General features: G+C 50.9%; 14 protein-coding genes. 12 read left to right on the top strand and 2 right to left on the bottom strand.

Annotated features, from left to right (window positions below; translation table 11 throughout):
* Positions 1-13 precede the first annotated feature (13 nt).
* The 9 genes from QOL41_RS00590 (at position 14) to QOL41_RS00550 (ending at position 11,622) form a co-directional block, all read left to right on the top strand.
* Entirely contained in the window at positions 14-1,426 is a 1,413-nt protein-coding gene (locus QOL41_RS00590) for an LptF/LptG family permease (protein ID WP_173653252.1), read from the top strand.
* Positions 1,423-2,562, top strand: coding sequence for an LptF/LptG family permease (locus QOL41_RS00585; protein WP_283428228.1), 1,140 nt, complete (start codon positions 1,423-1,425; stop codon positions 2,560-2,562). The genes QOL41_RS00590 and QOL41_RS00585 overlap by 4 nt, the downstream gene beginning before the upstream one ends.
* A gap of 10 nt (positions 2,563-2,572) precedes the next feature.
* Positions 2,573-4,405: a sensor domain-containing diguanylate cyclase gene (locus QOL41_RS00580; RefSeq protein WP_173653254.1), complete on the top strand. Its 1,833-nt coding sequence runs from the start codon at positions 2,573-2,575 to the stop codon at positions 4,403-4,405.
* 3 nt (positions 4,406-4,408) lie between these two features.
* Positions 4,409-5,902 (top strand): sodium:solute symporter, encoded by a 1,494-nt coding sequence (locus QOL41_RS00575; protein WP_173653255.1) that lies wholly within the window; start codon positions 4,409-4,411, stop codon positions 5,900-5,902.
* Positions 5,903-5,923: 21 nt separating this feature from the next.
* Complete coding sequence (locus tag QOL41_RS00570) at positions 5,924-6,697, top strand: SIMPL domain-containing protein (protein WP_283428227.1); 774 nt, start codon at positions 5,924-5,926, stop codon at positions 6,695-6,697.
* Positions 6,698-7,106: 409 nt separating this feature from the next.
* On the top strand, positions 7,107-9,437 hold the full coding sequence (locus QOL41_RS00565) for an anaerobic ribonucleoside triphosphate reductase (protein WP_283428226.1): 2,331 nt from the start codon (positions 7,107-7,109) through the stop codon (positions 9,435-9,437).
* A gap of 23 nt (positions 9,438-9,460) precedes the next feature.
* Positions 9,461-9,607, top strand: coding sequence for an anaerobic ribonucleoside-triphosphate reductase (gene nrdD / locus QOL41_RS00560; RefSeq protein ID WP_072798566.1), 147 nt, complete (start codon positions 9,461-9,463; stop codon positions 9,605-9,607).
* Position 9,608: 1 nt separating this feature from the next.
* Positions 9,609-10,166 carry an anaerobic ribonucleoside-triphosphate reductase activating protein gene (gene nrdG, locus QOL41_RS00555; protein ID WP_163436885.1) on the top strand — a complete coding sequence of 186 codons (558 nt, stop codon included), beginning with the start codon at positions 9,609-9,611 and terminating at the stop codon, positions 10,164-10,166.
* A 139-nt stretch (positions 10,167-10,305) separates the two neighbouring features.
* Positions 10,306-11,622 carry a fibronectin type III domain-containing protein gene (locus QOL41_RS00550; protein WP_173653258.1) on the top strand — a complete coding sequence of 439 codons (1,317 nt, stop codon included), beginning with the start codon at positions 10,306-10,308 and terminating at the stop codon, positions 11,620-11,622.
* A gap of 170 nt (positions 11,623-11,792) precedes the next feature.
* On the opposite strand, the gene QOL41_RS00545 is transcribed toward QOL41_RS00550, so the two are convergent.
* Positions 11,793-12,578, bottom strand: a complete 786-nt coding sequence (locus tag QOL41_RS00545; RefSeq protein ID WP_283428225.1) for a hypothetical protein — start codon at positions 12,576-12,578, stop codon at positions 11,793-11,795.
* 268 nt (positions 12,579-12,846) lie between these two features.
* On the opposite strand from QOL41_RS00545, the gene QOL41_RS00540 reads away from it, so the two are divergent.
* From QOL41_RS00540 to QOL41_RS00530, 3 genes are read left to right on the top strand one after another with little or no spacing between them, the layout of a single operon-like run.
* On the top strand, positions 12,847-13,680 hold the full coding sequence (locus QOL41_RS00540; protein ID WP_283428224.1) for a TIGR02147 family protein: 834 nt from the start codon (positions 12,847-12,849) through the stop codon (positions 13,678-13,680).
* Entirely contained in the window at positions 13,673-14,455 is a 783-nt protein-coding gene (locus tag QOL41_RS00535; protein WP_283428223.1) for a hypothetical protein, read from the top strand. The genes QOL41_RS00540 and QOL41_RS00535 overlap by 8 nt, the downstream gene beginning before the upstream one ends.
* An 11-nt stretch (positions 14,456-14,466) precedes the next feature.
* Positions 14,467-15,546: a hypothetical protein gene (locus QOL41_RS00530; protein ID WP_283428222.1), complete on the top strand. Its 1,080-nt coding sequence runs from the start codon at positions 14,467-14,469 to the stop codon at positions 15,544-15,546.
* A 282-nt stretch (positions 15,547-15,828) separates the two neighbouring features.
* Here the strand turns inward: QOL41_RS00530 and QOL41_RS00525 are convergent, their stop codons facing one another.
* Positions 15,829-18,966, bottom strand: coding sequence for a GH116 family glycosyl hydrolase (locus QOL41_RS00525; RefSeq protein WP_283428221.1), 3,138 nt, complete (start codon positions 18,964-18,966; stop codon positions 15,829-15,831).
* Positions 18,967-19,214: the final 248 nt, after the last annotated feature.

Here is a 19,214-nt window from a genome sequence, read left to right as displayed (position 1 = left end):
TAAGTTCAGAAAAATGATTTTAGTCCGCTACGTGTTGAAAGAGCTCATAGGCCCCTTTTTGGCGGCTCTTTTTGGAATCACGTTCCTGTTCGTGGTAGACTTTCTAGTCAAAATCCTTGACAATGTGCTTTCAAAGGGGCTTCCGGCCTCGACGGTTCTTGAAATCTTTGCGTTGAACCTTGCCTGGATGCTTTCGCTTTCGATTCCGATGGCGGTCCTTGTGGCAAGCCTTATGGCTTTCGGTAGGCTTTCGGGCGACCAAGAAATCACGGCCTGCAAGGCGGCTGGTATTTCACCGCTTTCGCTCATGCGCCCGGTGCTTTTGGTTTCGATGCTTATTTCGGTGCTCATGGTGGTGTTTAACAACTGGGTGCTGCCCGAAGCAAACCACCGCTCGGTGGAACTCATGAATGCCGTTTCGCGCAAAAAGCCGCACGTGTTTATCGATGCGGGCAGGCTTATTACGCAGTTCCCCGACGTGCAACTGTGGGTGAACCGCATTGATCCGGTGTCGGGTACTTTGTACGGAATTCAGATTTTCGAAATGGAAAAGAAGGGTGCACCCCGTATTGTGTATGCCGACAGCGCCACCATGGAATACGAAGACAACGGTGCAACACTCATGCTTCGCCTGCGCAGTGGCGAAACGCACATGACCGATGCCGACAACCCCGAAAACTATTTCCGCATTCGCTACTTCTCGCAAGACCTCGCCATGAAGAACGTGGATGACCGCTTGGAACGCCGTAGCCGCAGTTACCGCAGCGACCGCGAAATGCCGATTGAAATGATGACCGAAGTGGTCGAAGAAGCTGAAAAGCATTATCTGGAATATAAGGATCAGGCTCTTGAAAAACGCTTGAACACGCTAACCGATTTGCGCTCGCAAGTCTTGGGCGACTCCATTGTTCCGGAATCGCTGGAAAGTGGCACGAAGGTGGATTCTGTCCAGCGCAGGCGGTCCTTGCAGCGGCTCCGCGTGCAAGAAATTGCTGCTCTACGAACGACTGAAAGGCTGTATGGGCGCATGGAAGCCGAACTCAAGCGCAAAGCGCAGTATACGGTCGAAATCCACAAGAAGTATAGCACCGGTTTTGCTTGCTTTATCTTTATCTTGATTGGCGCTCCCCTTGGAATTATGGCTCGCAAGGGCGGTATCGGTACAGGTATTCTTTATAGCCTTGCGTTCTTCGTAATTTATTGGATTTGCTTGATTGGTGGCGAAAACATGGCCGACAGGCTTTTGATTGACCCGATTCTTGCCATGTGGGCCTCGAACATTATCATTGGAACTTTTGGCATATTCATTACGATTGCCATGGTACGTGACCGATTCTCGGGCGATTCCAAGTTCTTTAGGGCGGTTCGCGCAGTGGGCGGTTTCTTCAAGAAAATTTTCGGATTCTTTACCAGGAGGCTCGGATGAAGTTCTCCCGGTACATGATGTGGAATTTCATGAAGATGTTCCTGCTAGTGCTCTTGGGCGCAATCCTCATGTTTGCGGTCATTGACTTTGTGGGTAACATCAAGACTTGGCTTGCCCGCGACACCAAAGATGCTATCGATTACTATGTAAGCTACCTGCCTTACATGATTTACTTGATTTCGCCGGTGGCCCTGTTTATCGCTGTGCTTGCCTCAATCGGTAACATGACGCGCCATCTCGAAATGAGCGCCATGCAGAGTTCCGGCCAGGCTCCGTTCAAGACCTTGATTCCGATTTTTGTGTTCGGCGTGCTGGTATCTATCGGTTCGTACGAAATGAGCGAACTCTGGCTCCCTGACGCTAACCACAAGCGCTTGGAAACCATGGAAACGAACGCCCAGAAAAAGAAAAACCCGCGCATTAAGGAAAAGCGAGACTTTACCTTTATCGACAGCGAACGCGCGAGCTGGTTCTTTAGGCATTATTCGGGCAAGGGCCGCTTTGGCCGCGACGTAGTACTGCTCCTTCGCGAAGACGGGCGCTTGGTCGAACGCTACGATGCAAAAGTGGTCCGCTGGATCGAAGAACCTGCCAAGGATTCGCTCGATTCTATCGCCAGGCTTTCAAGCATTGACCCGCCGCCGGGTTGCTGGCAGTTTGAACGCGGGCATCGCCGCGAATTCCATAAAGACGGCACGGTGAAAGTGTTCCAGATTCAGCGCGAAAAAGTCTGCGACAAGATTACGACTCATCCGGGCGATTTGATTAACGAGCGCCAAACCGCTGACGAAATGGATTCCAAGATGGTCATGGCAAGAATCAACGTGCTGCGCCGTTCGGGCGAAGACACGCGAGCCATGGAAACCGCACTCCATTTTAAGCGTTCCGCTCATTGGATGAATTTGATTGTGCTACTCATTGGTGCAGCGCTCTGCCATCGTTATAGTCGCTCTGGGGGCCTTTCCCAGAAATTCGGGGTTGGCCTGTTGATTGTTTTTAGCTATTATATCCTTGAAAGAATTGGCTTAAAGATGGGAGAAAATGGTGCACTTTCGCCTTTTTGGGCGGCGTGGATCAGCCACTTTGTTTATGGCGGCGTTTCCGTGGTAATGCTGTACCGTTCCTTCCGTTTATAGTGGGATAAGTATGTCTGTTGCAGAAATTTTGTTCGTGGTCGCGGGCCTTTTGCTTGGCCTTGCATTCCAGGGGGGAATGTTCCTGTTTCTCATTCCCTTCGCCGTTGTTGCGTTTGTGCTTGCCTGCATGAACCGTCCGCGCCTTGCTGGTCCGAATTCCCAGTCTGCAACGGCGGGCCTCCCCGTGATTTCGTTGTCCAAGCGCGCTACCGCCGGTAACCCGATTATCGCCCCGGACCTGCGTTCTGAATTTATTGGCATCAAGGGCCTTGCAAACGAACCCGAAGCCGCCCTCAAGGTGAGCCAGGTTTGGGCCCGTGCTAACGCCGATATTAACCGCTCCATGACCGACATGTTGCTGGCATTAAAGATTGTGGTGCCGAACGTGAATTCCGTGATTGTGTTTACGCAAATGGAAAACCAGAAGGAATGGGGTATTCGCAATTTTGCAAACGACAAGGAAATTTCTGTCAATACTTGCGTGCGCATTTCCGAAACTTCGGGCCTTTTGGGCCAGCTGTTCCGCAGTAACGTGAACCGCCTTCTGGAAGGCGATTTGCCGGGTGCCAAGAGCGTCATGTACTATGTTGACAATCCGGCGATCAAGTCTGTGGTAGCTGTTCCGTTGATCGATCATGCCTCGGGCCTTCGCGTGGGTGCCTTGGTTATGGATTCTGTTCGCCCGAATGCGTTTAACGATATGACTGCCCGTGCGCTTTCGTTTGTGGCAAGCTCTATTTCGATGCTCGACTACAAGGGCTTCTATTCTGCGCAAAAGCATATTGCCTTGCAGCAGTACAGCGGCCTTTACAGCTACCTGCGCAAGTTCTTCCAGACCATGACGGTCAAGGACATTTACAAGCAGATTATCAACTACGTTAAGGCAAACATGGCTTACGACCGCCTTACCATTTTGGCTATGGACCAGGGCGACGACATGACGGGCCGCGTGGTGTTCTGCGATGGCGTTGATTCCGAGCAGTTTGCAAACAAGACCTTTACGCTTTCGGACAAGGGCGTGTTCGTGCTTGCCCTCATGCGCAACCGCCCCATGGAACGTTCTTTCTTGCCGGGCTTTAAAGATTACCTGCCGCGCTTGAACGATACCGAACGCAAGAATTTGAACCTGCGCCAGATTCTGGTGATGCCGATTTCGGCTGAACACGATTCTGACATGGCTGAAATTGCAATCTGTCTTGAAAGCAGCAGTTCTATGCCGTATAACGATCACGAAAAGGAACTGCTCAAGGCCTTTGCCGGCGTTGCAGGCTTTGCTTACAATCGCGCCCGCAAGTACGAAAAGGGTTGCGATCAGGCCATGCGCGATGGTCACACGGGCCTCATTAACAAGAAGACGATGTTCGAAAAACTCCGCAGCGAAAAGGTTCGCGCCGACCGCGGCAAGTACCACATCGGGCTTTTGATGATGGATATTGACCACTTCAAGCATGTGAACGATACTTATGGCCACCCGATTGGTGACGTGGTCATCAAGGGTATCGCCGACACCATCAGTAAAGAAATTCGCGGCGATATCGATGTCGTGGCCCGCTTCGGTGGCGAAGAATTCGTGGTCGCCCTTATCGATACCACAGCCGAAGGCATGGTCGAAACGGCTGAACGCATTCGTAAGTCGGTCGAAAAGCTCGTGTTCGATGTGCATCGTTCTGAACCGCTCCGCGTCACCGTGAGTATCGGTGCATTCCTGCTTACGCAGAGTTTTAACGGCGACTTGCAGAAGGCAATCAACAATGCCGACCAGGCATTGTACCGCGCTAAAGAAGGCGGCCGTAACCAGGTTGTACAGTTTGAAAAACAAGATTCCGAACCCGTGAGTGTCTAGCTTATGTTTACTGCGCTCGATTGGATTGTCTTAGTCGCATACTTGTTACTTTCAATCGCGATCGGCTTATTTGTCTCGCGCGGTAACAAGAATCTTAAAGAATATATGCTGGGCGGCGGCTCCATTCCTTGGGTGGCCGTGGGCATTAGCCTTATTGCAACGTCTGTGAGTGCCACAACGTTCTTGGGTGCGCCTGCCGATGTGTACGGCGACAACATGACGTTCCTCATGTTCCAGATTGGCGCCTTCATTAGTATTGTGGTGGTGGGGCTTGTCTTTATTCCTAAGTTCCGCAGTTCCGGAATTAACAGCGCTTACGAACTTTTCGAAGTCCGCTTTTCGCGCCCGGTGCGCAGGCTTGCCGCTGTATTTTATTGCTTGCACTTGTTGTTGCGTACGGGTATCCTTTTGTTTGCACCGTCGCTTGTGCTTGCACAGATTTTGCATATCGACCTAAAGCTTGCGATTATCGTGTCGGCGGCTGTTGCCATTTTCTACACCTGGTTTGGCGGTATCAAGGCGGTCATTTGGACCGACGTGATGCAGTTCGTGGTGTTCTTTGGCGGTGGCGTGCTGGTGCTGATTCTTATTTCGAATGCGGTCGGTGGCTTTGGCGAAATGGCGACCCTTGCAAGCGAAGCGGGCAAGACCAAGTGGTGGGATGCTTCGATGGATGTTTCGAATGCGCGTACGCTTGTGTCGGCAGGCTTTGCATACGCTATCCTTGAAATTGCCATTCGCGGTTGCGACCAGCAGTTTGTGCAACGCTACTTGAGCTGTAAAGATGTTAAGGCCGCGAACCGTTCGAGCATTCTTTCGATGGTGCTTGGCTGTGCTGTTTCCATCTTGTTCTACTGGGTGGGCGCCGCCCTCTATGTTTATTATCAGAAGGCTCATGTGGCAGTGCTCCCTGAAGGCTTGAACCAGAACGATGTGTTCCCGTATTTTATTGTGAATGGGCTTCCGGTAGGTGTAACTGGCCTGATTGTGGCTGCCATTTGTGCGGCTGCCATGAGTAGCCTTTCGGGTGCCATCAATTCCCTGGGCAATACGTCGGAACGTGACTTCTTGAATTGGGACGAAAACGCCGGAATCGGTGGACTCAAGCGTGCCAAGATTTGGACGGTTGTCTGGGGCGTGCTGGGTGTTTTCTTTGCCTTGTTTGCGGCAACGCAGCAGGGGAGCCTTCTTAAGAATGCGCTCTTCTTTACAGGACTCTTTACTGGCCCGCTTCTCGGTATGTTCTTGCTCGCTTTCTTTGCCGACAAGGTCTTTGGAACGGGCGAAAATAAACTCCGCAGTTGGGTGGTTGTGACCGCGGTAATTTGCGGTATGGGTAGTTTGATTCTTGTTCAGGGCATTCCTGCTTTTGGAGTGCCTGCGGTCTTGGGCGATGTCTTTAGCTGGCCTTGGATGCCCTTTATTAGCATGACGACAACGATTGTGGTTGCCCTGCTTGTGAATGCGGTTGCCAATTTGTTAAAGGCTCGGAAATAATAAAATAACTAGGGGTAAGTTATGAACAAAGTAACGCTGGGTTTGGTTCTGTTGGTCGCTCTGCTTGGCTTCTTGCTGCTCACGACCAATAAAGATAACGCCATGCAGAACGCAATGCCGAAATCCTTGAAGGTTCCGTCTATGGTAAGCGATGCGCAGATGTCTACGGTAAAGGTGTCTGCTTCGGAATCCCGTAAGTACGAGGCCAACGAATTCGTGACGGTGGCTATGCTTGAATTGCGTGGCCGCGACAAGGAACTGCTTTTCAAGCAGCTCGAAACTCGCCGTCAGTCGATTTTTGAACAAATGAACAAGCTCGATATCCAGAATTCTGATATCGAACAGAACAGTGTCGACATGCGTAAGGAATGGTCTTACGACAAGGGCACCCGCAGCCTTACGGGCTATGTGGTCAGCCAGTCATTTGCAATCCGCTGCTCTTCGCGCTCGGTGGCTGCAGCCGCTGTCGCAGTCCTTTCGGCAGAACTCGATGTCGAAATCAACCGCACTTCGGCACGCCTTCAAGGCGAAGATTCCCTGCGCAAAGAAATCATTCTTGCCGTGGGCAAAAAAGCCATGAGCAAAGCCGAAAGCTATGCTGAAAGCGTAGGCGGCAAGGTCGGCAGGGTCATTTCGGTCAATGAAAATGGTGGCAATGACGGTGTTGCGTTCGGTAGAACGGTTCTGGCGGCTGCCAAGTTCAATGATTATAGTGAAGAAGCTCTGCTTTCTTCGATTGCGGACTCGGTGAGCCTTTCTGCATCGGTTCATTTGGTCGTAGAACTGCTCCAATAATCCGGGGTAGTCACAAGCTCTTTCTTTGTCAAGACACAGTTTATAAAAAACTTTTATTTTTCTGTTGATAAGTGTCCGAAAGGGCGAAAATCGCTAAATGCTTATAAATAAAGGCCTTAGCTTTTATTTTGCTTACTTTGTTGAAAATCGGGTCGAATGACCCTTTTCTGGAATGTTGATAAGTTTGCTTTTGTAAGCTTAAATTTACAGAAAAAGCGTTATTTTTTTGAAAAATGCCTTCCAAGGACACGTACTTTTGTTATATTGTTTTCCATATCTTGTGTTTCGGGGTTCTTTAGAGGCACAAGATATAGTAAATACCGGAATTGAAAGAAAAAAGTATGTTCGACGTGGGTTTTGCTCGCTGGGGTTAGGAAGCAAGACGGTCGGACAGGACAAGGATTGGTAGATGATTGTTTCTGTAAGGAAGCGCGACGGCCGTGAGATGCCGTTCAACATTGAAAAGATTGCCGACGCTATTGTTAAGGCTTTTCGCGCATCGGGTGAACTCGATGAACAGATCAAGGCAGCCCAGAGCCAGCTGAATTTGTTGGGAAGCGATGACGTGCTCACGAGCACGGCTCTTAAGGTGTCTGCCGATGTGGTGGGCAAGCTCGAAGCCGAAGGCAAGAACGTCCCTGACATCGAAGAAATCCAGGATGCTGTAGAAAAGGCTCTTACGGAAGGTGGTTATGCAGATACGGCCAAGAGCTATATCTTGTACCGTGCCGAACGTACCCGCGTGCGCGAAGTCAATACTCGCCTTATGCACACGCTCCGCGACATTACCTTCAGCTCTGCCAAGGAATCCGACCTGAAGCGTGAAAACGCAAACATCGATGGCGATACCGCCATGGGTACCATGCTTAAGTATGGTTCCGAATCTGCAAAGCATTTCTACACCATGATGATGCTCAAGCCTGAGCACAGCCGCGCCCACATGGAAGGCGATATCCATATCCACGATTTGGATTTCTATTCCCTTACCATGACCTGCTGCCAGATCGACCTCAAGAAGCTCTTCAAGAATGGCTTCAACACTGGTCACGGTCATCTGCGTGAACCCAAGGATATCCGTAGCTACGCAGCTTTGGCCGCTATCGCTATTCAGTCTAACCAGAACGACCAGCACGGCGGTCAGTCTATTCCGAACTTTGACTACGCCATGGCTGACGGTGTGCGTATCACTTACCGCAAGGCCTACCTTTCTAACATGGTCAAGGCTCTCATTCTTCTCACCGGCAAGGCCGAAGAAGAAATCCAGCCGGTGGTAAAGAAGCTTCATACCGAAATGGCCGAAATGGACATGGTGGCAACGCTTGTTCCGAACGAAAAGTTCCAGGAAGCCGAAGCCCGCGAACTGTCCAAGACCTACGGCGAAGAAGTGACAAAGAACGCCCAGAAGTTTGCCGAAAAGATGGCCTACGAAGAAACCGACAAGGCTACCTTCCAGGCTATGGAAGCTTTCGTTCATAACCTGAACTCCATGCACAGCCGCGCCGGTGCTCAGACTCCGTTCTCCAGCATCAACTATGGTATGTGCACCGAGCCTGAAGCCCGTATGGCGATGCGCAACTTGCTCCTCACCACCGAAGAAGGCTTGGGTGGCGGCGAAACGGCTATCTTCCCGATTCAGATTTTCCGCGTCAAGGACGGTATCAGCCTCAAGCCGGGCGATCCGAACTATGACCTGTTCAAGCTCGCTTGCCGCGTGAGCGCCAAGCGCCTGTTCCCGAACTTCAGCTTCCAGGATGCCCCGTACAACTTGCAGTACTACAAGCCGGGTCACCCCGAAACCGAAATTGCCTACATGGGCTGCCGTACCCGCGTGATCGGCAACCATTACGACCCGAGCCGCGAAATCAGCTTTGGACGTGGCAACTTGAGCTTTACGTCTATCAACCTTCCGCGTATCGCCATCAAGATGAAGTCTGTCGACCTGTTCTTCAAGGAACTCGATCGCATGATGCAGTTGGTGAGCGACCAGCTCATGGAACGCTTTGCCGTGCAGAGCAAGCGCAAGGTCAAGAACTTCCCGTTCCTTATGGGACAGGGCGTTTGGATCGATTCCGAAAAGCTCGGCTGGGAAGATACCGTTGACGAAGTCATTAAGCACGGTACGCTTTCCATTGGCTTTATCGGCCTTGCCGAAACCTTGGTGATGCTCACGGGCAAGCACCACGGCGAATCCGAAGCTTCTCAGGAACTCGGCCTCAAGATTATTGGCCACATGCGCGAATTCTGCGACAAGGAATCCGAACGTCTGGGCCTCAACTTCAGCTTGCTTGCAACACCTGCCGAAGGCCTTTCCGGCCGTTTCGTGCGCATGGACAAGAAAAGGTTTGGTATTATCCCGGGCGTTACCGACCGCGATTACTACACCAACTCTTTCCACGTTCCGGTGTACTACAAGATTTCGGCTTTCAAGAAGCTTTCTCTGGAAGCCCCGTACCACGCACTCACCAACGCTGGTCACATCAGCTACGTCGAACTCGATGGCGACCCGACGCAGAATCTGGACGCATTCGAAAAGATTGTGCAGCACATGGCCAAGGTGGGTATCGGTTATGGTTCTATCAACCACCCGGTGGACCGCGATCCGGTTTGCGGATTTGTGGGCGTTATCGGTGACTGCTGCCCGCGTTGCGGACGTAGCGAAGGCCATGCCATTTCCGAAGAAAAACTCAAGGAACTGCGTAAACTTTATCCGGGTATGCCCGCCTTCAAGGGCATCCGTTAAAAATTTCTAGTAAGGAGAATCAAATGTCTGAAAAAGAACTGAACAAGTATGGTGAAGGTATCGGATTCGAACGTATCCGCCGCATCACGGGTTACCTGGTCGGTACCGTCGATCGCTTCAACAACGCTAAGCGTGCCGAAGTGAACGATCGCGTGAAGCACGGCGTATAATATGGACGAATACCCTCGCTTGCGGATTGCCGGAATCGAACCCGAATCCTTCGTGGACGGTCCCGGAATCCGTATGACAATCTTTACCCAAGGTTGTCATCATAATTGTCCAGGGTGTCAGAATCCGCAGACCCACGATTTCAACGGGGGTCATTTTATCGATATTGACGAAATCCTCGAAATGATCGAGGAAAATCCGCTGCTCGACGGTATTACCTTCAGTGGTGGAGACCCGATGGACCAGGCGGCAGCCTTGATTCCGCTTGCGCGAGAAATCAAGGAACGTGGGCTCAACTTGGTGATTTTCACCGGTTATACCTACGAACGCCTTATGGATCTTGCGCCCGAACGCCCGGACATGTTCGAACTGTTGACTTTTGCCGATATTTTGATCGACGGCCCCTTCATTATGGCGAAAAAATCGCTTGAAATCAAGTTCAGGGGTTCCACGAATCAGCGCATTATCGATGTGCAGCAGAGTCTGGTCGAAGGTCATGTGGTTTTGCACCAAATTCAGCTCGACGAAATGAAGGTTCGGCCGGACTTGGTGATGGCATAAAACTGAATTTCTTTGATTGAAAACTGGAAGCCGCTCTCTTTTGAGAGCGGTTTCTTTTGTTAAAATTGTCATACAAAAAGCGTTGACATTATATAACGTGTTTGTTATATTTTGTTTGCATTAATTACAAGGAGGACAAATGCAGTTCAAATATGCATTTTCTTTTGCTGCCATTACGGCTTTCTTTGCGGCTTGCGATAGCACTGTCACTAACATCAACGACGATGCCAAGGCCGAAGGTACCATTACCATCAAGGTTGTAGACAACCATTCTGGCGCAGCCCTTTCTGGCGTGTCCGTTTATTCCGTGGTTGACGACGAAGCTGTCATTGCTGACTCTCTCGGCCTTTCTGTTTGGAAAGACCAGGCTCTGGGTGACCACAGCTACCAGATTTCCAAGGAAGGCTACGCTACGGTCCATGCCCTCGTGAAGCTCGAAGAAAAGGGTGCTGGTGACGTTCCTCGCGTTGGTGACGTTATCCAGACCGTTCCGATGTACAAGGTCGGCGTTCAGGCTAAGGGTATTGTCCTCTTTACCGATGAAAAGGGCAAGCTCAATGGCGCATCTGGCGTGACCGTTTATGCAAACCTCCCCAAGCAGTTTGTTCCGTGCGAACTCTCCGTGAAAACGAGCGAAAGCGGTGAATACTCTTTCGACAAGCTTCCGGAAGGTGTCGAAGTTTCCATTTCCGTGGGTCAGGAACAGATCAACTCCAAGACCTATGTGGGTAGCGAAAATAAGCTTGTTGGCGGCACCTCTTACCGTTCTGGCGACGTTATCAACGTTTCCTCCATCAGCCTCGTGAAGAGCGCTTCTCAGATCGTGAAGATTTCGGATAACACCACTGAAATTGATACCACGTCCGATGTGAAGTTCACCTTCGCCGCTGAACTCGAACGCGACTCTGTGAATACCTCCAAGTGGACCGTTTCTAAGGGTAGCAGCAATGTGCTGGTTTCTGTGTCTCTGAGCAAGGACAAGCGTACGGTTGAAGTTTCCCCGTATTCTGGCAAGTGGACCAAGGATGCAAGCTATACCGTTCGCGGTACGGTTTACTCTACCGATGGTGCTTATACCACTGTGAGCTCGACCTTCGTGGTGGGCGGCGGTTCTTCTAGCGCTGGCAAGCCCGAAAATGTCGAAGGCCTCATGATCGCTCAGGATCCGGACTACACTTACTATGCACGTCTCTCTTGGGATGAATCCGATGATGCCACTCGCTATAACATCTACACCAAGACGAACCTCGACAACGACTTCGCCTACCTGACTTACACGAGCTCGACCTACTACAGAGTCGATCTTGACAGCTACGGCTCCAAGGTCAAGACGCTCTACTTCATCGTGCTTCCGGTCAACTCCGATGGCGTCGAAGCCGACATCGAAGGTGCCAAGACGGTGAAGTATAACATGGATTCTGACGATGAAGAAGATGAAGACGAGGACGATCTGTAATGCTTAAAGTTTGAAAGCGTTAACAGAATCTTTGATAAGAAATTGCCGCCGGTGAAAATCCGGTGGCTTTTTTTTATGCTCAGGTTATGCTTTGGGGTGCTCATATACAAAAAAACATCCTGGTGTAGCCAGGATGCTTATCGCTTTAAAATGTTTGGTGAAATTAAATGTTAGTCATCAACTTCTTCGCTGGAGCTCGATTCTTCTGCCGAAGAAGAGGAACTTTCAGCCGGAGCGCTGCTGGAGCTAGATTCTTCTTCAGAGGAGGAACTTTCGGCTGGAGTGCTGCTAGAGCTAGATTCTTCTTCAGAAGAGGAACTTTCGGCCGGAGCGCTGCTGGAACTGGATTCTTCTTCAGAAGAAGAACTTTCAGCCGGAGCGCTGCTAGAGCTAGATTCTTCAGAAGAACTGGATTCCACGATCTTCGAAGATGAGCTTGAAACCGGAGTATCGCTGGAGCTAGATTCCACAATCTTGGAAGAAGAGCTGGATTCTACGATCTTCGAAGAAGAACTGCTTTCGACCGGTGCTTCGCTAGAACTGGATTCGTCGTCGATTTCAGAAGAGGAACTTTCTTCGATGTCTTCGCTAGAGCTAGATTCGACAACCTTGGAAGAAGAACTCGGACGCGTTTCGATGGCGTCTTCTTCATTAAAGACGGGCTTTTTCGAACTGGAGCTGACATCTTTGTCAGATTCGCTGCTAGAAGAACGTGTGAGTTCCTTTTCCCAGCCGAGGTCGACCCATTCATTGTTTTCGCAGCGGTAGAAACTGCCGTCGGCGAGAACCTGTTGGACATCGCCCTTGTTAGAAGAACCGCATTTTTCTAATTCAGCCAGAGTCTTTACGACGCCGTCGGGCATGGGAGCCGACGCAGAAGATCCGGAATCGGAATCACCGCAACCGCCCAAAATGGCGACAGATATCATGGAGGCGCTTAGAAAAGCTTTTTTCATTCAGTTCTCTCCTTTTTAATTCCCAAAAAGCATTTTAATTTGTAACAAACAATATACAAATTTTGTAGTGTTTTTTAAAGATTCGTTTTGCCAAATTGAATAAAAAAATCTGATTATACATGTTTGGGGGCTTTATTATACATTTTGTATAATTAAAGAAAAAATATTGATGAACTAAGATTAAAAATTGCTGAATTTTACTTAAAATCTTTATTTTTGTATAATAAACGTATTGACTGTGACTTAGAAAAAAGATATATTCTTTAATATGAAATCGGTACTTGAATACAAAGACTATCACTTCTTTATGCAGGATTACTACGACGAACGCAAGCGTCTCGGTGCGTTTTCGTGGCGCGAATTCTGCAAGAGTGCTGGCTTTACTTCACCGAACTTCTTGAAACTGGTGTGCATGGGCCAAAGCAAGCTCAGCAAGGTCAAGGTAGACGATGTAGCGAAGGCCATGGGCCTTGTCGGCTACGAGGCGGATTACTTCCGCGCAATGGTTGCGTTCTGCAATGCGGACAAAGATGATGCCAAGAAGGCAGCCCTCCTTGAAATGCAGAAGATAGCGCTGGAACACAAGGTGCGTGTGGTCGATGGCGATGCTTTCCAGTATTATGAATCTTGGAAGTACCCGGTGCTCAGGGAACTGGCCCCGATGATGTCTGGCGCATGCCCCCGCGACTTGGCCGATGCATGCAAGGAACATGTGTCTGCCGAAGAAGTTCGCGATGTATTGAATTTCTTGGTGAAGGCCGGGTTCCTGAAAAAGGACGGCGAAAAGGTTTATACGCAGACCGAACAGACCGTAATCGGTTCGAATGAGGCGCTCCCTATAGCCATTCGGGCCATGCATAAAGAAATGGCGAATATGGCCGCCCGCGCCGTAGACCGCTATTCCGCAAGCGAACGCTTTTTTACGGGCGTCACGCTCGGCGTGAATCAAGAGGCTAGCGAACGAATTGCAAAGGAACTCGACGCCTGTTGCAGAAAAGTGCTTGCGATTGCGAACGAATACAACGACCAGGACCAGGTTTGTAGAATCAATTTCCAGTTTTTCCCGGTAACGGACAAAGTTAAAGGGGTGCACCATGCTTAAGAAATGCACACTAGCCGTCAGTTTCATATCCTCCATTTTCATGGTGGCCTGCTCTAGCGATAACGTGGCCGGTGGGACAATCGACCCGAATTCCATTGCCGAAACAAGCAGCTCGTCCGAAGGCGGAAAAGATGCGGATGTGAAACCGATAGAAACGAGTTCTTCTATCGTTGTCGATACTGTTGCTGTATCCAGCTCGTCTGAAAAAGATGTCGTGTTAAGTTCTAGTTCCTCACAGGTGGGGCCGAAGAACGTGAGCAGTAGCAGTTCAAATGACGATAAAGGCTTTGTGCCGGATCCGCTCCCCGAGTCGTCTTCGTCGGCGGTGGATGAAGATCGTAGCTCTTCGTCGGAATACCATAATCTTCGTGTCCATACAGAGGATTTCAGTTTGCAGTGCAAGGATTATTCACTCTATAATAAAAACGATATTCCCGTTGTCGACCCCGAAATCGAACCTCCTTCGGCTCGCTTCTACATGGAAGGGAGTTCAGAAGTGATTCAGTTTGAAAATGTCCAATTCGATGTTCCCTGCGACGAAGAACAACGGACATCATTCTTGAATAGTGTCAACGAATCTGGCGCCATTGTGGGCCTTGATGGGAGTACGCTGTATGCAACGTTTAGCCGGAGCAAGGGCTTGGATTATGGCTGTTTCTGCGTGGCGGATGCTGGATTCAAGTTGCCCCAGTACTATCCTGGAATTGAATATGCGGTGTTTGACCAACAGAAACCGCTCCAGATGAAAGAGATTCACAATAAGGATATTAACTAAAGGAGGAAATCATGAAAAAGTTATTCATTTGCGGTGTAGCACTTTCGCTTACGTTGCTCGCTTGCGGCGATGATTCGTCTTCGACGGCGCCCGAGCCTGTTGCTGGCGGAAACAGTTCCATGGTGGAAGAGTCTTCCTCTAGCGAACTTCCTCCTGATACGACCTGCTGCAAGGTGACGAGTTCTTCTTCTAGTGAAGAACTGAGCTCGTCTTCGGTGTCGTCTTCTTCGCAAGAAGAAACCGTACAGCAGATTAACGATATCTTTGGAACGTGTCTCGATAAAAAGGTGGACCCCATGCTGGATGCGACTTTGCCTCCTGTAGCCTATTTGGGTTATGAAGACGGAGACGATTCGGCGACGGTCGTTGTCGAGAATGTTTCGATGAATTGTAGGTCTATCAGTGGAACGAAAAGTATAATTCGTCAACCGATTGTCGGAAATATTTACCTTTCGGCTTCCGGTGATACTCTTTATATGCAGCAAGCGGCGCTTGATACCGTCAATGTCGAACCGGATTGCATGTGTGATTCCCGACTGATTTTTAAGGTGAAGGCTGACCCCGCATTTATCAATGTCTCGCTCTTGGTTGCCGTTAGAGACGGTGATTATGGCAACAGAATGGAAATTATTAAGGCGTTTCCACCTGATGAACAGGAACCGCGGGATTCTATTCCTGCCGCACAGGATAGTGTTCCCAAATCGACCCCGACGGATTTGGAATTGAAGGGGTTTGAAAGAGGTAAATGCATGAATGATGATCTTGCTGCCAAGCCAGTTGCAAAGTCTGCCGCTACCGAACTCCCCGAAGCAAGGCAGATTACTTACATGAACGGCGAAACTGTCTTGACTTTGGAAAACGTGACGGACTATTGCGGAATTGACGCGAAGGTTTCTCAGAAGATGGTCGGCGATACATTGATGCTTGACTATTACGATGCAACCAGTGTAACCAAGTGCATTTGCAACTTTGATAAAATCGAATTCCTGATTGAACCGGAAAATGCAACTGCCCGATACGTCAAGTTCAAGGATGTTCTGTACTGGGTCAATGAGATCCGGTATGTGGTTGATCCTAATTGGAAAGGATAATTACTCCTTGCTACTCACGAAAAACAGGCGCCCCTTTTGGAGCGCCTGTTTTAATTTCTTTTATTCCCGGAAAAACGGGGCTTATTAGTATAGCGTAGGCGAAAGAGGTAAGTCGTTGAGCGAACATTCGTTGGCCGAAGGCCAAGGCCATGTGAGCGAGACGAGCTCACCTCTGAAGCTGAAGCATGTCCGTGAGCAACAAACGCCCGGTATTAACCGGGCGTGGTTGCGAGAGCGAGGCAATATCACATTTTTAATCTGCGATAGAGCCGAGCGGTCTCATTAGTACAACAATGCGAACACCATGCCGGGGCGGAAGTACTTGCCGGCGGTGTATTTGAGTGCCGTGCTGTGGAGCAGCATGAACAGTGCGCTTGCTTCAACCTTATTGGCCTTCGCGATGCTGCCGAATGCCTTGGTGAAGGCGGGCAGGTTGCGCGGGAGCTTCGGGCTGATGCGGCTGTCGGCAAGGAGGGCGCCCTTCTTCAGGAGTTCCTTGTGCATCTTGTCGGCGGCGGTGGCGCTGAGGCCGAAGGCCTTCACCAGGGCTTCCGGGTGCAGGCGGCAGGAACCGTTGAATCCTTCCGGTGCGGCGAACGGGATGCGGGCTTCTTCGTAGAGGTTGCGAATCATGGAATCGCCCATGTCGGCAGCCTGCTTTTCGAGGCCGTGGTGCATCATGGCGCACATAATGCTGTACTGAATGCCGATCCACACGTCGTGAGCCTGGAAGTTGAATTCGTCGAGCGGAGAGCCGTCCTTACGAACAAGGTTTGCGGCACCGATGAGCGGGCTGTTTGCCTTGTAGTTCGTGTTGAAAACGCGGAGCAGGTTAGCCTTGGCCTTCTTCTCGTCGCTAATCGGCTTGAGACCGAGCAGGCGGAGGTAGGTGTCGGCGAGCATCGTGTCGGCAAAGACATCGTCGCAGTCGTTAGCAATCTTTGCGTTCCAGCTGGCGGTGAATGCGTCCTTGCATTGGGCGGTGAGCCATGCCTTCTTGAGACCGCGGAGTTCATTCTTGGAAAGTTCCACGTCGCTCGGGATTGCGCCAGAGTTCAGCCATTCGTTGATGGTCTTGAGGGCTGCCTTCACATCGTTGCCGTCAATGACGAGCGTTTCCTTGATAGCGTCGGCGAGTTGCGGGAGCTTGTCTGCAACAACGTCCTTTGCTTCCATCGGAGTCACGAAGAAGTGGTAGTAGCCTTCGGCTTCGTCCCAAAGGGCTTCGTCGAATTCCTTATTGGCAGCGTCGGCCTTGGCGTTCCAAGTGTCGGCCTGAACCTTGTCGCCGAGGATTTCGGCAATCTTTGCTGCAGCGCGGAGGCCTGCAATCCAGAGGCTACCGCAGTACACGGAAATGCCGTGGCTGGAGAGGTTGTCGAACGTATCGTCGGTACCGTGGGTGAGCGGGAAGTTTTCGCCTTCGTTCACCATCTTTTCAAGGTACTGCATGGCGGCATAGACGGCTTCCTTGCAATCCTGCAAGTTCTGCTTGTCCTGCGTCTTCACGTAATGACGGAGAACCATCAGCACATACTTCGGAGCGAGATCCTTCCATTCCTTCACGTTGTGCCAGTCGTAGGCATCGGGTTCTGCATCGAAGGGGCTTCCGAGGTCGTGAATCACGGCGCCACGCACGGCGCGCGGGCCTTCAAGCTTCGGATCCGGAAGGTCTGCGAACGGGTGGTTCACATATTCGTGGTGACGGCGACGGTTGTCGTTTACGGCGAGAATAGCGTCACCGAAGCGCTTCATGACTACACCGTCGAGGCGCGGCATCAGTGCCATCAGGCTGAAGCTGCCGTAGAAGTAAACGTCGAGAGAGTTGAAGAACGGATAGTCGGCGCATTCACGGACCAAGAAGCGGTCATCCTTGTCCCACACGGTGGCTTCGGCGAGGAAGCTGAGTGTGTTGATAGCGAGGCTCTTGAATTCGTCCTGCTTGGCGGCAGTCTTGTAGAGCTTGGCTACGGCCTTCTTCGGCACGAGGGCTTCGAATGCCTTGAGGCGAGCGTCCATGTTCTTGTCGGCGGCGAGGGCTTCTTCGAGGATCGCGCCCACGCGGCCATAGGCTTCGGGGAAGAACGCGGTGTACTTTTTGGCGGAAGTAAGCTTGTTCAGTTTGATTTCGGGGAAGTCGAGCACCAGGTTGAACTGGAAACTGACTTTCTGCTTCGGCTTCAAAACGGCGGTAACGGCAACGGCACCGGCCATGGTTTCGCGGCCGCTGTAAACGTTCTTGACCCAGGCTTCGCAAACGCGACCGCTGCGGAGAGCGCCCTTCAGCACGCTGGCAGCGTCATCCTGGTAGAACATCGGCTTCACGGAAACGTTCAGGTTATCCTTCTTGTTCCAAGCGACAGACACGCCCATGCAACCGTTGAAATCGCTTTCGGCGAGCGGCTTTTCGTTGTAGAATTCGAGACCGCGGACTTCGCGGCCGTCCTTGGCCTGCTTGCTGAACTTCACGCCCTTCGGGAAACGAGCAGACGGAACGAGCACAAAGCTGGAGTCCTGAACGCCCTGGCGGTCCTTCTTGGCCATGTAACCGGCGATGCAGTCCTGCACCTGCACGATGGTGATTTCGCGGGTTTCCTTGGTGGTATTTTCGAGCGTGAACACGGTAGCGTTCACCGGGAGGCTAGAAAGGCGTTCGTCACCTGGAGTCACATAGCTGGACTGGGTCTTGGTAATCTGCACGCCCTTGCCTTCATACTTGGTTTCGCTCACCGGATAAAGGGCGGCGTACTGCATCTTGGCGGCATCGTAACCGGCCTGGCCCAAGAATTCGCTGTCGTTTGCCCAAGCGGCGGTGAGGGCGCCCTGACGCACAACCTTTTCGCCCACGACGCCGTTGAAGAAGTCGATGACGGCGCTGCGGTTGAGTTCGGCACCGGCCTTGTTCAAGAGAGCTGCGGTGCGGTCGCTCCATTCAATGTGCCAGCGTTCAAAGTCGGCAGAGTTGTTCTTGAAGAAATCCTTTTCGGCAATAGCCTTGTTGAGCTTGGCTTCGGCCTTCTTCTGGTTGGCGAGATCAGCGGCGCTGAAGAGTGCTTCGCCCTTGGCGTCCACCAGCGGGTACTTGGCGAGCATCTGCGTAAAGCCTGCGAAGTCGCCGATTTCGAGAGTGGCCTTTGCGTCAACAACGGATTCACGGAAGAAGAAGTTGTTGAAGCGGAGGTCAGAGGGCTTTTCGGTGCGAACCTGCACGCCCGGCATCACGTTCATCACGGGAGTGGTGCCAGCAGGCGTTGCGGTGAATGTCGAGCCGATACCGCCGACAGCAATACCCGTGGTAGAAGGGGTCGTAGAAAGCGGGGTGTACCAGGGCTGGATAAATTCCACGGCGAGGCCCGGGGTCATCAGCTTCTGGACGGAACCGGCCTGTTTGGCGCCGGCGAGGTAATCTTTAATGCTCATAGTCAATTCCATGAATTGGGGTTAAATTTTTACGGGTTAAAAGTTAAAAATTATAAAGGCTGTAAAAAGGAGGGGCTTTTCCAAATGTGTACACAAAATGAACGTTTTCTAAAACGTGTTTTTCCTCACACAAATTTGCATACAAAGCATATTTTCGTGAAAATGGCGAAAAAAAGCGATGAAATGCGAAAAAATGGGTTTCAAAATGTTTGCATTTGTATTTAAAATAACGTATATTTAGATTGATT

It is taken from the genome of Fibrobacter sp. UWB10 (genome assembly GCF_900182935.1).
Lineage (GTDB): Bacteria > Fibrobacterota > Fibrobacteria > Fibrobacterales > Fibrobacteraceae > Fibrobacter > Fibrobacter succinogenes_O.
This window is presented reverse-complemented; position numbering and strand designations above follow the sequence as displayed.